10 protein-coding genes and 1 tRNA gene are annotated in these 14,191 nt (G+C 32.9%); 6 read left to right on the top strand and 5 right to left on the bottom strand.

Annotated features, from left to right (window positions below):
- Positions 1–75 (bottom strand) — tRNA-Val (locus tag H600_RS0110125).
- A 265-nt stretch (positions 76–340) separates the two neighbouring features.
- On the opposite strand from H600_RS0110125, the gene H600_RS0110130 reads away from it, so the two are divergent.
- Positions 341–2,131: an ABC transporter ATP-binding protein gene (locus tag H600_RS0110130; RefSeq protein WP_026728685.1), complete on the top strand. Its 1,791-nt coding sequence runs from the start codon at positions 341–343 to the stop codon at positions 2,129–2,131.
- A gap of 287 nt (positions 2,132–2,418) precedes the next feature.
- Here H600_RS0110130 and H600_RS0110135 read toward each other — a convergent pair whose 3' ends face one another.
- Positions 2,419–3,588 carry a proline dehydrogenase family protein gene (locus tag H600_RS0110135; RefSeq protein ID WP_026728686.1) on the bottom strand — a complete coding sequence of 390 codons (1,170 nt, stop codon included), beginning with the start codon at positions 3,586–3,588 and terminating at the stop codon, positions 2,419–2,421.
- 264 nt (positions 3,589–3,852) lie between these two features.
- Here H600_RS0110135 and aroB point away from each other — a divergent pair, with 264 nt between their 5' ends.
- The 5 genes from aroB to recQ all read left to right on the top strand — a co-directional run bounded on the left by aroB (position 3,853) and on the right by recQ (position 10,384).
- The gene (gene aroB / locus H600_RS0110140) at positions 3,853–4,920 is read left to right on the top strand and encodes a 3-dehydroquinate synthase (RefSeq protein WP_026728687.1); all 1,068 of its coding nucleotides are present in this window, start codon (positions 3,853–3,855) and stop codon (positions 4,918–4,920) included.
- Positions 4,921–5,217: 297 nt separating this feature from the next.
- Positions 5,218–6,621, top strand: a complete 1,404-nt coding sequence (locus H600_RS0110150) for a type III PLP-dependent enzyme domain-containing protein (protein WP_026728689.1) — start codon at positions 5,218–5,220, stop codon at positions 6,619–6,621.
- Positions 6,622–6,723: 102 nt separating this feature from the next.
- Positions 6,724–7,692 carry a deoxyhypusine synthase family protein gene (locus tag H600_RS0110155; RefSeq protein ID WP_026728690.1) on the top strand — a complete coding sequence of 323 codons (969 nt, stop codon included), beginning with the start codon at positions 6,724–6,726 and terminating at the stop codon, positions 7,690–7,692.
- Positions 7,693–7,701: 9 nt separating this feature from the next.
- Positions 7,702–8,112 carry a hypothetical protein gene (locus H600_RS0110160; protein ID WP_026728691.1) on the top strand — a complete coding sequence of 137 codons (411 nt, stop codon included), beginning with the start codon at positions 7,702–7,704 and terminating at the stop codon, positions 8,110–8,112.
- 151 nt (positions 8,113–8,263) lie between these two features.
- A complete protein-coding gene (recQ, locus tag H600_RS0110165) occupies positions 8,264–10,384 on the top strand; it encodes a DNA helicase RecQ (protein ID WP_026728692.1) in 2,121 nt (706 codons plus the stop codon).
- A 57-nt stretch (positions 10,385–10,441) separates the two neighbouring features.
- Here recQ and H600_RS0110170 read toward each other — a convergent pair whose 3' ends face one another.
- From H600_RS0110170 to H600_RS0110180, 3 genes are all read right to left on the bottom strand, one after another.
- The gene (locus H600_RS0110170; protein ID WP_026728693.1) at positions 10,442–10,957 is read right to left on the bottom strand and encodes a DinB family protein; all 516 of its coding nucleotides are present in this window, start codon (positions 10,955–10,957) and stop codon (positions 10,442–10,444) included.
- Positions 10,958–10,987: 30 nt separating this feature from the next.
- Positions 10,988–13,573, bottom strand: coding sequence for a phosphoenolpyruvate carboxylase (locus H600_RS0110175; RefSeq protein WP_026728694.1), 2,586 nt, complete (start codon positions 13,571–13,573; stop codon positions 10,988–10,990).
- A gap of 89 nt (positions 13,574–13,662) precedes the next feature.
- The gene (locus H600_RS0110180; RefSeq protein WP_007805990.1) at positions 13,663–14,142 is read right to left on the bottom strand and encodes an Lrp/AsnC family transcriptional regulator; all 480 of its coding nucleotides are present in this window, start codon (positions 14,140–14,142) and stop codon (positions 13,663–13,665) included.
- Between the last annotated feature and the right edge of the window lie 49 nt (positions 14,143–14,191).

Genomic DNA, 14,191 nt, shown 5'->3' on the forward strand with positions numbered 1-14,191 from the left:
TGGGCGATGAGGGGTTCGAACCCCCGACCCCCTCGGTGTAAACGAGGTGCTCTGAACCAGCTGAGCTAATCGCCCTATTTTACTAGGTTGCTATCATTTTGTGATTGCGAGTGCAAATGTACAGCTAGATTTTGTATTTGCAAGCGTTTTGTAGAAAAAAAACAAAAATAATTTTGAAAAAGAAATTAGAATTCTATTTTTCAGCCTATTAAAAAAACGAAAAAAACACACGTTTTCTTAATTTTAGTTAAAAAAGGCAAACTCAAAACGGAAATTAGAATATTCTTTTGTATTCACTTGCTAGAATCATACCTTTGTCGTACTTTAATTGTAAACTCCAATGGCAAGATTTCAAGAAAATGATTTACCGAAAGCTAAATTAGACTCTAACTCGCTTCAAAAAGCACTCCGAATTTTTAAATACGCCAAAAATCACAAATGGAAATTTTTCCTAGGATTGATTTTCCTTTTATTAACAAGCGCCACTGCCCTCGCCTTTCCTAAATTAATGGGTATGCTAGTAGATTGTGTCACTAATAAAGATCTCGACAAAGCAAATGAAATTGCACTAGCCTTAATGGGAATTCTAACATTGCAGGCGATTTTCTCTTTTTTCAGAATTTCACTTTTTGTAAACTTCACTGAAAATTCACTATCAAATATCCGTTTTGCATTATATGAGAATTTGGTAAAATTACCAATGTCTTTTTATTCGCAAAAACGTGTTGGAGAACTAAACAGCCGAATCAGCGCTGATATTTCACAGCTTCAAGATACTTTTACCACAACAATTGCTGAATTTCTACGTCAGTTTATTTTGATTATTGGAGGTTTTGTGATTTTAGGAAGTATTAGCCCGAAATTGACTTTAATGATGTTGGCTATTGTTCCAGTTGTAGCTGTTGCTGCAGTAATTTTTGGAAGATTTATTCGTAAATACGGAAAGAAAACGCAAGATAAAGTTGCCGAAAGCCAAGTAATTGTGGAAGAAACTTTACAAGGAATCAGTAATGTAAAAGCTTTTGCTAACGAATGGTATGAAATTCAGCGTTATAAAAACAAAATCAAAGAAATTGTAAAAATCGCGATCAAAGGCGGGCAATACAGAGGATATTTTGCTTCATTTATCATTTTATGTCTTTTTGGATGCGTCGTTGCCGTTGTTTGGTACGGAATTACTTTGACAATCAGAGGCGAAGTTGAAGGTGTTGGAGATTTGATTTCTTTTGTTCTTTACACGACTTTTATTGGAGCTTCTTTTGGAGGAATTGCAGAAATGTATGCCCAAATTCAAAAAGCAGTTGGAGCAACAGAACGTGTTTTTGAATTATTAGAAGAAACTCCAGAAGAAATCAATGCAAATCCTCATGCATCAACAATAGAGAAAATTAAAGGAAATGTGTCTTTTAAAAATGTGGCTTTCCATTATCCTTCAAGAAAAGAAGTTCAGGTTTTAAAAGATGTAAATTTCGAAGCAGAATTTGGACAAAAAATTGCAATCGTTGGTCCAAGTGGTGCCGGGAAATCTACTATTTCATCGTTATTATTGCGTTTTTATGATATTACGTCTGGAGAAATTTTAGTTGATGGAAAAAACATTCATGATTATGATTTAGAAAATCTTCGTGGCAACATGAGTATCGTTCCCCAGGATGTAATTTTATTTGGAGGAACAATCAGAGAAAACATCGCTTACGGAAAACCTGATGCGTCAGACGAAGAAATTATAGCCGCTGCAAAACAAGCAAATGCATTTAATTTTATAGAAGGCTTTCCGGAGAAATTTGAAACTTTGGTTGGAGAGCGTGGCGTGAAACTTTCAGGCGGGCAGCGCCAGCGTATTGCAATTGCTCGAGCTTTGCTTAAAAACCCTAGTGTTTTGATTTTAGACGAAGCAACATCTTCATTAGACAGTGAAAGCGAAAAACTTGTTCAAGAAGCTTTAGAAGTTTTAATGGAAGGAAGAACAAGCATTATTATCGCTCACCGTCTTTCAACTATTAGAAACGCTGATAAAATTCTAGTTTTAGATAACGGAAAAATATCCGAAGAAGGAACGCATCAAGAATTGATAAATCTAGAAAATGGTATTTATAAAAACTTAAGTAATTTACAATTTAGCAATTCTTAAATTAAATTTCAATTTTAGAAATTCTAATTATAAAGCAGGCCCGACAGGTTTTTGAAACCTGTCGGGTTTGCTTTTTTTGTATAAATACATGTGTAAACTGGACAGAAGTCCAGCCCTACAATGTAAATCGAGCCAAGGCTCTTTAGTAGAGTTCCGAAGGAACAAATCATATTGTAGAGTTGGACTTCAGTCCAGTTTACACAAAGAATATTAAAACAAAAAAAGGCTCCAATTTTTAATTGGAGCCTTTTATATATAAACTGTAAACTAAGACAGAAAAATGTAAACTATTTCCCTTTTCTTCTATTACGTTCTGCTTTAATCATTGATAATTCACGGCTTGTTTGTCCAGCTACCGAAGTATTTTCTTCTGCACGTCGAATCAAGTACGGCATAACGTCTTTAACAGGCCCAAATGGTAAATATTTAGCCACATTATAACCGTTCTCAGCTAAATTATAGCTAATGTTATCACTCATTCCGTATAATTGCCCAAACCAAATTCGGTTATCGTTTTTAGCAATTCCTTTTTGAGCCATCATTTCCATTAATTTATAAGAACTCAATTCATTGTGAGTTCCAGCAAAAATAGCCATTGTATCTAAATGCTCTAACATATAATGTACAGCAGCATCATAGTTTACGTCAGTTGCTTCTTTAGAAACACAAATCGGAGAAACATAACCTCTTTCTTCAGCTCTTTTGTGTTCTTTTTCCATATAAGCACCACGAACCAATTTCATTCCGATATAGAAACCTTCTGTTTTTGCGATATCGTGTAATTTTTTCAAATAATCCAGACGATCCCAACGATACATTTGCAATGTGTTGAATACAATTGCTTTTTCTTTATTGTATTTGCGCATCATATCAGTTACAAGATCATCAGCGGCATCTTGCATCCAGCTTTCTTCACCATCAATTAACAATGCAACATCTTTTTTGTGCGCTTCACTACATATCTTATCAAAACGAGCTACTACTCTATTCCACTCTTCTTGTTCTGCGGGAGACAAAGTTTGTTTCTCTCCTAACTTTTCATATAACTCAAAACGACCTAAACCTGTTGGTTTGAAAACAGCGAAAGGAATCGCCAGGCGTTCTTTTGCGAATTCTACTGTTCTTAATGTCATTTCCAAAGCAGCATCAAATTGCTCCTCCTCTTCTTTTCCTTCGACAGAATAATCTAAAACAGATGAAACACCTTTTGTAAACATTTTGTCTACAACTGTTAGACAGTCATTTTCGTTCACACCACCGCAAAAGTGATCAAAAACAGTTGCGCGAATTAACCCTTCAACAGGAAGATGCGCTTTTATCGCAAAATTAGTTACAGCAGTCCCAATTCTTACAAGAGGTTCGCTGTCAATCATTTTAAAAAGAAAGTAAGCTCTGTCTAGTTCTGTATCACTCTTTAGCGAAAATGCAACTTGAGTGTTATCGAATATTTTTTCCATTAAGTTTAATTTTTATGCAAAGATATAGAGTGTTTTGAATATTGTTTATAAATCGGCATTATAATTTTGCATATTTTTAGTTAAAGTTGACATTTGGAGCAAAAGTTTAAAGAATTAAGAATATTAGCACATAAATTATGCAACATGGCCTGCTTGATAAAATATTGAATAAAATATGGTGTTTATCCAACAAATTAGAACCAAAGTTTGAATATTATTTGTTCAAAAATGCCTTATTTTGCGGTTTCAATTAACCTAAGAAGTATGAACTCAATTCAAGCCAATAATTATCTAGTGCATTTCAACCAAAATGCCTACGAAGCTTTAAATAAACATTTACGAGAAAACAAGTATTCAAACATCTTCATAATTGTTGATGATCAAACGAATGAGCACTGCCTTCCTAAATTCATTCCCATGTTGGAAACAGATTTGGCAATCGAAATTATTGAATTTGAAGCTGGAGAAGCCAACAAAAATATTGAAACTTGTATTGAAATCTGGAACATTTTAACTGAACTTGGAGCAGATAGAAAATCGCTTGTAATCAATGTTGGTGGCGGTGTCGTGACTGATTTGGGAGGATTTGTTGCTTCTACTTTTAAAAGAGGGGTCAATTTCATTAATGTTCCAACTACATTATTATCTATGGTTGACGCTTCTGTTGGAGGAAAAACAGGAGTTGACTTAGGAAATCTAAAAAATCAAATCGGGGTTATCAATGTACCTCAAATGGTTTTGATTGATACAGCATATTTAGAGACTTTGCCACAAAGTGAAATGCGTTCTGGTTTAGCAGAAATGCTGAAACATGGCTTAATATATGATGCGCCATACTGGAGACAATTTTCAGACTTAAAATCAATTGTTTTCGACGAACTGGATCAATTGATCTATCGTTCTGTTGAAATTAAAAATGAAATTGTTATTCAGGACCCAACTGAAAAAAACATTCGTAAGGCTTTAAACTTTGGACATACATTAGGACATGCAATTGAAGGATACTTTTTGGAGAGCGAAGAAAAAACTACATTATTGCACGGAGAAGCGATTGCAGTTGGAATGATTTTAGAAAGTTATATTTCTCTTCAAAAAGGACTTATTTCTGAAGAAGAGTATAGAGAAATAAAAGCAATAATTAAAAGTATATATGACGATGTGATTTTTGAAGAAAATGACATCGATCCGATCTTGGAATTGCTTATTCATGACAAAAAAAATGAATACGGATTAATTCAATTTGCATTAATTGAAGGAATCGGAAAAATAAAAATTAACCAATCTGTTGAAAATAAATTAATTCTAGACGCGTTTCAGGATTATAAATCTTAATTTTTTTTTAATCAAAAGCATTGCTTTAGGTATATATTATTTTTTACATTTGCCTCGATGAAAACAAACAGAAAACAAAGACATTTCAGCTCTTATAGAAACAGACTCAACAGTTCTTTACTAAGAATGTTGAACCGTTTTTACAATAGTAAAAGTCCGTTTTGTTTTGATGTTTTCTTATGTTCAAAAGCCGAGCACGAAAAGCTGCCGATTATTTTTGCCAATATTAGAGTTTGAATTTTAAATTTAGCGCCGTTTTTACTAAATTTAAATACAAATTAAAATATTGAAAATTAAATGAATACAAAATATTCTGATCTAATAAACCAAACATACTATTTTCCACAAGAGGAATTTAAACTAAATAAAGACAATCTTCAGTTTCATAACATCGATTTAATGAAACTTGTTGAACAATATGGTACACCTTTAAAGTTTACATATTTGCCTCAAATTTCTGAAAACATTAACAAGGCAAAATCTTGGTTCAGAAAAGCAATGGAAAAAAATAAATACGAAGCAAAATATTACTATTGCTATTGTACAAAAAGTTCTCATTTTGAATATATTATGAATGAAGCTTTTAAGAATAACATTCATATTGAAACTTCGTCAGCATTTGATGTTAATATTGTTGAGAATTTGTTGGAAAACGGAAAAATCAACAAAAGTACATACGTTATCTGCAATGGTTTCAAAAGAGATGAATACATTACGAATATTGCAAGATTAATCAATAACGGTCATAAAAATACTATTCCGATTATTGACAATTATGAAGAGCTTGATTTGCTTCAAGGAGAAATCAAAGGAAAATTTAAAATTGGAATTCGTATTGCTGCTGAGGAAGAACCTAAATTTGAGTTTTATACTTCTAGATTAGGAATAGGTTATAAAAACATTGTTTCGTTCTATAAAAAACAAATTCAGGAAAATGATAAACTAGAGCTGAAAATGCTTCACTTTTTCATTAATACTGGAATCAATGATACATCATATTATTGGAATGAGTTAGTAAAATGTATTAAAGTGTACATTGCGCTTAAAAAGGAATGCCCTACTCTAGATGGTTTGAACATTGGAGGTGGTTTTCCTATCAAAAACTCACTTGCATTTGAATATGATTATCAATACATGATTGATGAAATTATCAATCAAATTAAAATTGCTTGTGAAGAAGCTGAAGTTGATGTGCCAAATATATTTACGGAATTTGGTTCTTTTACAGTAGGTGAAAGCGGAGGCGCAATCTATCAGATTTTGTATCAAAAACAACAAAATGATAGAGAAAAATGGAATATGATCGATTCATCGTTCATAACAACTTTGCCTGATACTTGGGCTATAAATAAACGTTTTATTATGCTAGCAATCAATCGCTGGAATGATACATACGAACGGGTTTTATTAGGAGGTCTTACTTGTGATAGTGACGATTATTACAATTCAGAACAAAATATGAACGCCATTTATTTGCCTAAATACAACAAAGAAAAGCCATTGTATATTGGTTTCTTTAATACAGGTGCGTATCAAGAAACTATTGGTGGATATGGAGGTTTGCACCACTGCTTAATTCCCCAGCCTAAGCATATTCTAATAGACCGTGACGAAAACGGTATTTTAGCAACCGAAGTATTTTCAGAGCAACAAACTTCTGATGATGTATTGAAGATTTTAGGATACAAGAAAAAAATGTAAAAAAATAACTGTAAATTAAATGTTAATATTTTAAAAATACTTAATTTGCATACACACAGAAGGTTAAAATCTTTAATTCAAAAAAAACAAAAAAAGAACAAAATGAAAGGACCAATCAGTCAGTTTATTGAAAAACATTATTTGCACTTTAATTCTGCTTCTCTTGTAGATGCGGCTAAAGAATACGAGCAACAATTAGCGAATGGCGCTAAAATGCTTGTAAGTATGGCTGGAGCTATGAGTACAGCAGAAATTGGTAAAATTTTCGCTGAAATAATTAGACAAGATAAAGTACAAATTATTTCATGTACTGGAGCCAATCTAGAAGAAGACATCATGAATTTAGTAGCTCACTCTCATTATGAAAGAGTACCTAATTATCGTGATTTGACGCCAGAAGACGAATGGGCATTGCTTGAAAGAGGATTAAACCGAGTTACAGATACTTGTATTCCTGAGCATGAAGCTTTCAGACGTTTGCAAAAGCATATTTATAAAATTTGGAAAGATGCAGATGACAAGGGAGAACGTTACTTCCCACATGAATTCATGTACAAAATGTTGTTGTCTGGTGTTCTCGAAGAATATTATGAAATCGACTTAAAAGACAGCTGGATGTATGCAGCTGCAGAGAAAAATCTTCCAATTATCGTTCCAGGATGGGAAGATAGTACAATGGGTAATATTTTTGCTTCTTATGTGATCAAAGGAGATTTGAAAGCATCAACAATGAAATCAGGTATTGAATACATGACTTTCCTTGCTGACTGGTATTCAAAAAATAGCGATAACGGTATCGGATTTTTCCAAATTGGTGGTGGTATTGCGGGAGATTTCCCAATTTGTGTTGTACCAATGTTATACCAAGATATGGAAATGCATGACGTTCCTTTCTGGAGCTATTTCTGCCAAATTTCTGATTCAACAACAAGTTATGGATCATATTCTGGAGCAGTTCCGAATGAAAAAATCACTTGGGGTAAATTAGATATCAAAACTCCAAAATTTATTATTGAATCGGATGCTACGATTGTTGCTCCGTTAATTTTCGCCTATTTATTAGATTTATAGTATATTTTTATGAAAAGAATTATAGTAGACTACGCCAAATTGACCAACGAAATTTTAAACCTTTTGGTTGAAAAATTCCCTGATGGTTATGACGATTCGGATGTTATCCGTTTCAGAAACGCTAAAAACGAATTAGTAGAAGCTGTTGAAGTTCGCACGGAAGACACTATTTATTTAGTAAAAATCAGTACTAAACTTGCTGACAGAATCGAAAATTACGACGAAGATGATGATATGGATCTTGATGTTGACACAATCGAACCAGTAAAAGGCCTTGATCTTGACGATGATGCAGCTGATGATGACGATGATGATGACAACCAAGATAAACCAGATACTGACGGTGGTGATGACGATGAGGATGATGAAGATAAAGATGATATCGCAGATGACGACGATGATGAAGATGATGAAGATTAATTTATATCTTTAAAATAAATTCAAGGAACTCAGTTTTGAGTTCCTTTTTTTATTACTCTTAATAAAATTTTTCCTTTAAATAATAATTTAAAAAACAATTAAAATTTGAAAGAAAATTCTTTAAATTTATTATTTAAAATTTAATTGCAACATGACCAACGAAGTACTACACGCCAAACTAAAAGAGAACTTTGGATTTGAAAAGTTTCGACCAAATCAGGAGACTATAATTAACACAGTACTTTCTGGCCAGGATACACTAGCAATTATGCCAACTGGTGGTGGAAAATCGATATGTTTTCAATTGCCTGCTCTCATTTTGCCAGGGATTACAATTGTAATTTCGCCTTTAATTGCTTTGATGAAAGATCAGGTTGATAGTTTAAAGACAAACGGAATTTCCGCTTGTTATATTAATAGCAGTCAATCGGCAGAGGAGCAGCAATTTTATATAGACAACTTAAAATCAAATAATTTTAAGCTCGTTTATATTGCTCCAGAGAGTTTGTCATATCTAGATGTCATTTTTAACGAACTCACCATCAGCTTGATTGCTATTGACGAAGCGCATTGTATTTCTTCATGGGGGCATGACTTTAGACCTGCTTACACAAATTTAGGGTATTTAAAAAACCGCTTCCCTTCTACTCCAATTCTTGCTTTGACTGCGACTGCAGATAAAGCAACTCGTAGTGATATTACAAAACAGCTAAATTTAAAAAATCCAAAAACATTTGTTGCTTCATTCGACAGGAAAAATTTAAGTCTTGAAGTTCGTCCTGCGCTGGATCGTGTAAAGCAAATTATTGATTTTATTGAAAAAAAGCCAAACGAATCAGGAATAATTTATTGCTTGAGCCGAAAGACAACAGAAGAGCTTGCTGAAAAACTATCTAAAAACGGAATTCAGGCAAAAGCATATCATGCAGGTTTGGATAATGAAACCAGAGCTAAAACGCAAGATCAATTTATAAATGATGATTGTCAAGTAGTTTGCGCTACAATAGCTTTCGGAATGGGAATTGACAAATCAAATGTGCGTTGGGTAATTCATTATAATCTCCCAAAAAATATTGAGGGCTATTATCAAGAAATCGGACGCGCTGGTCGTGATGGTCTGCCAGCCGAAACCATAATGTTTGAAAGCTATGCTGATGTTATTCAACTTCAGAAATTTGCCTCTGAAGGATTAAATTCTGATGTTCAGCTAGCTAAGTTAGATCGTATGAAGCAATATGCAGATGCTGTGAGTTGCCGACGAAAAATTTTACTTTCTTATTTTGGCGAGCTTGTAACTGAAAATTGCGGAAACTGCGATATTTGCAAAAATCCGCCAACTTTTTTCGATGGGACGATTCTCGCACAAAAAGCATTATCAGCAATTACACGTTTACAGGAATCTGAGCCACTAGCGGTAATTGTTGATTTTTTAAGAGGCTCGAGAAATGCGTATATCTATGAAAAAAATTATCAAACGCTAAAAACGTACGGAATTGGCGCTGATATTTCTTGGTACGATTGGAATCAATATTTAATTCAGCTTATAAATTTAGGATATTGCGAAATTGCTTTTCATCAACATAACAAAATCTTGCTTACTTCTTTTGCTAAAAAAGTTTTATTTGAAGGTGAAAAAGTAAAGCTTACAACTGTTGTCAAGAAAGTAATTGATAAAAATGAAATTAAACAAGAAAAAGCAAAAGCGATTAAAAATTCTCTTTTTGAAACACTTCGAAAATTGCGCTATGAAATCGCAAAAGAAGAAGAAGTTCCAGCTTATGTAATTTTTAGTGATGCAGCTTTAAGGCAAATGGAACTTTTGCGACCAATGAATGAGGATGAATTCCTTGCTGTCGAAGGAGTTGGAAAGGTCAAATTGGAAAAATATGGCTCTGAATTTATTAATGCAATAATTCAATTTCATAGAAACAAATCAGTTATCAAAAAAGAGAAAAAAGACAGTACTTATAAAAAAACTTTAGAATTATTTGAAAACGGCATATCTGTTGAAGAAATTGCAGAAAGAAGAAATATCAGCCAGACGACTGTAATTTCACATTTGGCAAAATTATATGTTGATGGATATAATTTAGATTTAAGCCAATTCGTTTCCGAGGAAGAAATTGAAAAAATCAGAAATGCTCAATTAAAACTTGAAAACCCAAATGCTTTAAAACCGTATTTCGATTATTTTGAAGAAAAAATATCGTACGATAAAATCCGTTTTGGCTTAGCTTTCATAGAACGAAAGAATCAAAGCCAACAAGTTTAAATGAAAAATCCTGTGAAATTTACTTCACAGGATTTTTAGTTTTACCTATTTTAAACCTTACAAATATCTTTCTTCAAAAACTTTTTGATGATGTTTTTGATGTCCAATCAATACAAAACCTAAAGCTCTAACGGAAATAGGGTTATTTGAAGCTGTGCCAATTCGTTTAAGTTGTTCTTTAGATAAGCTTTTGTAAAACAATAAGGTTGAATGTCTTACTGCTGAGAATTCAGTTAGCAAATCCTGAATGCTTCTTTTGTTTGAATCAGTATTTTCGGCATAATCATTTTCTTCAAAACTTGGAAGAGGCGTTTTGTCATTTCTTGAAAAACGCAACGCGCGATAAGCAAAAATACGTTCCGTATCTATGACATGTTGGATAATATCTTTGATTGTCCATTTTCCTTCTGCATAGCGGTAATCAAATTTATCCATTGGAATATTTTGAACAAATCGGATAAATTCATGTAACGAAATTTCCAGATTCTCAATCATTTGTCCGTCTCCGGCTTGTTTGATATAGTTTCCAAAATGACCTGAATATTCATTCTCTAACAATTCACTTACGTCCATTATTTTACAGATTATAGTTTGTGATTCGAATTAAGCTGAGTTTCTACTAGCATTCGTATTGCCAAAAAGCGATCTAGTCACGATTTTTTCATAGACTTTAATCAAATCTTCATTTGCTTCTTTTTCTTTGTTTAATTCATTAATCCTCAATAAAGCATATTGTTGAATTGTCAATAATGGCAATACAATACGCTCTCTAATTTGAATCGAAGCAATACCATCAGGATAATTTTCCATCAACGTTTTATGGCCTGCAATTTTAAGCAAAAGTCGTTTTGTTTCTGAAAATTCATCATAGATAATCTGCCAGAATTCGCCAAACTCAGGGTCTTTGCGCATATAAGCTGTTAATGGCAAAAATGATTTCGCTAATGACATCATACTGTTTTCAAGCAACGTTTTAAAGAACAATGAATTGTGGTAAAGATCGCTTACTTTTTCCCATTGTCCAGATTCTTCAAAATGTTTCAAAGCAGAACCTACACCAAAAAACCCAGGTACGTTTTGTTTTAACTGACTCCAAGATCCAACAAACGGAATTGCTCTCAAGTCAGCAAAATCTAATGATTCTGATTTGCTTCTTTTTGACGGACGGCTTCCAATATTTGTTTTTGAGTAATATTTCAACGTACTCATTTTTTCTAAGTATGGAATAAATTTTGGGTGATTTTTAAAGCTCAAATACTTGTCATAACCCAAAGTCGCTAATTGCGTCAAAATTTGTGTTTCTTCAGCACTTAGTTCGTTTTCTTCTTTTTTGAACACCTGATTCGTAACCCCAGCAGTCAATAAATTCTCGATATTATATCGGCAAGAATCTAAAGTTCCAAAATTAGAGCTAATAGTCTGGCCTTGAACTGTAATTTGAATTTCGTTATTCTCGATTTTCGGACCCAATGAAGCGTAGAATTTATGCGTTTTTCCACCACCACGTGCAGGAGGGCCACCACGTCCGTCAAAGAATATCGCTTTAATTCCATATTTTCTCGAAATTTCTGTCAACGAAATTTTTGCTTGATAAATGCTCCAGTTTGCCATCAAATAACCACCATCTTTTGTTCCGTCAGAAAAACCAAGCATAATAGTTTGCTTGTTTCCTCTCGCTTCAAGATGTTTAGCATATTCCGGATTTGTATACAGCTGTTCCATAATAGAGTGCGCATTCTGTAAATCATCAACCGATTCGAACAGCGGAATAATATCAACTGTTGGATTTTCCCAATTGTTCAAACGAATCATTGCAAAAGTTTCCATTACATTCAGAGCACTTTCGTTATTACTTATGATGTAACGATTAGCTCCTTCTTCTCCATTATTCTGCTGAATTGTTTTAATCGCTTGAACAGACTCTAGAGTCGATTTAGTAATTTCGTTTTCAAAATCAGCAGGATTTAAATTACCTTTTACTTTTGACAGAACATCAATTTTTTGATCTTCAGTCAATTCATAATAATTTTTAGGGAAAATATCTGATCCAGAATTCAGGTAATAATTCACTACGTCTTTAAATACGGCATTATGAATTTTACTATTCTGACGAATATCTAAAGTTGCAAAATGGAATCCAAAAAGATTGATCTTTACTAAAAGCGCTTCTAATTCATCTAAATATAAAGACTGATGTTTTTCAATTATTATAGTCCTGATCTTATTTAATTGAGCCAATAATTCTTCTAAAGTGATGAAGATTTCGCCTTTAGAATAAAATACCGAACGGTAAAGTTTATGTTCAAGTTCTGCGACCAAAGTATCTACGCCTGAGAAAGTTAGCTTACGTTTTAAATTCCTCATTTCAACATAATAGCACTTCAAAATTGAAGTACGCAAACGATCCGCAACTTTCAAAGTAATTTCTGTTGTAACAAAAGGATTTCCATCACGATCACCTCCTGGCCAGAAACCAAGCTTGATTAATTGATTCTGAATTGCACTTCCGTTTAAAATATTTTTCTGCAAATAATGAACAATCTCTCCTGAAGTTGCATAAAACACATTTTCTAAAAACCAGATCAAGCTCACGGCTTCATCATAAGGATTTGGTTTTACATTTTGAATAAAAGGTGTTTTTCCTAATTGTGCCAGTAATTGTTTAATCTCCAATAAATCATTCTTACGAATTGCTTCAGTCAAATCATTGATAATTCCCAAAACTGGCCCAGGATAAAACTGCGTTGGATGTGCTGTTAAAACCGTACGAACATTGAAGTTTTCTAAAAACTCAATCAATTCTTCGTCTTTTTCCTTAGCATCTGTTTTTTCTTTAATATCACGAAGAGATCCACGACCTTCCATATTATTTACTTCTGGAAAAGCTGCGTCTTCAATAGCATCAAATAATACAATTTGACGTTCGATATATTGAATAAATCGAAACATTAAGTCGATTTTTTCCTTCTCAGAAGCATTGTTCAGAAACTTATTTGAGAAAAAATCAAAAATCTCTTTAGGTGTTTCTTGTTTTTTAAATCCCGTTTCACAAGTCTCTGTAAACAAAGGCAATAAAACACCTGTGTTGTCAATAGAGTCAAACGGCAATGTTATAAAAACACTATTATAAATGTAGTATTTAGAGAGAACGTCTTGATTAAAACGCTCAATTTTTGGTAACGTGTACATAATTGTGTTGTAGTTGGTTGGTTAATTAGTCATAAAAAAACCCCAAGAGTAAACTTGAGGTATATTTTTATATAGCATTCAAGAAAATATTACATATTTTTAAAAATAGTATGCATCAAACGCTTCTTATCGTTAATACTTTCTTCCAATGAAATCATAGTTTCTGTTCTGTAAACACCTTCGATGTCGTCAATCATAAAGATAACTTCTTTCGCGTGTTTAGTATCTTTTGCTCTAATTTTGCAAAAAATATTGAATTTACCTGTCGTTACAGAAGCTACTGTCACGAATGGAATTTGATTGATTCGCTCTAATACAAATTTTGTTTGAGACGTATTATTAAGGAATACACCTACATAAGCAATAAATGAATACCCTAATTTATCGTAATCTAAGGCTAACGAAGACCCCATAATGATACCGGCATCCTCCATCTTTTTTACTCTAACATGTACTGTTCCAGCAGATATCAATAGTTTTTTTGCAATGTCAGTAAACGGAACTCTCGTATTGTCTATTAACATATCTAAAATCTGGTGATCTACTTCATCTAAACGAAATTTACTCATAATTCTTTAATTAATATTACTAATTGCTATTACAAAGTATAAAAATATA

It is taken from the genome of Flavobacterium denitrificans DSM 15936, assembly GCF_000425445.1.
Lineage (GTDB): Bacteria > Bacteroidota > Bacteroidia > Flavobacteriales > Flavobacteriaceae > Flavobacterium > Flavobacterium denitrificans.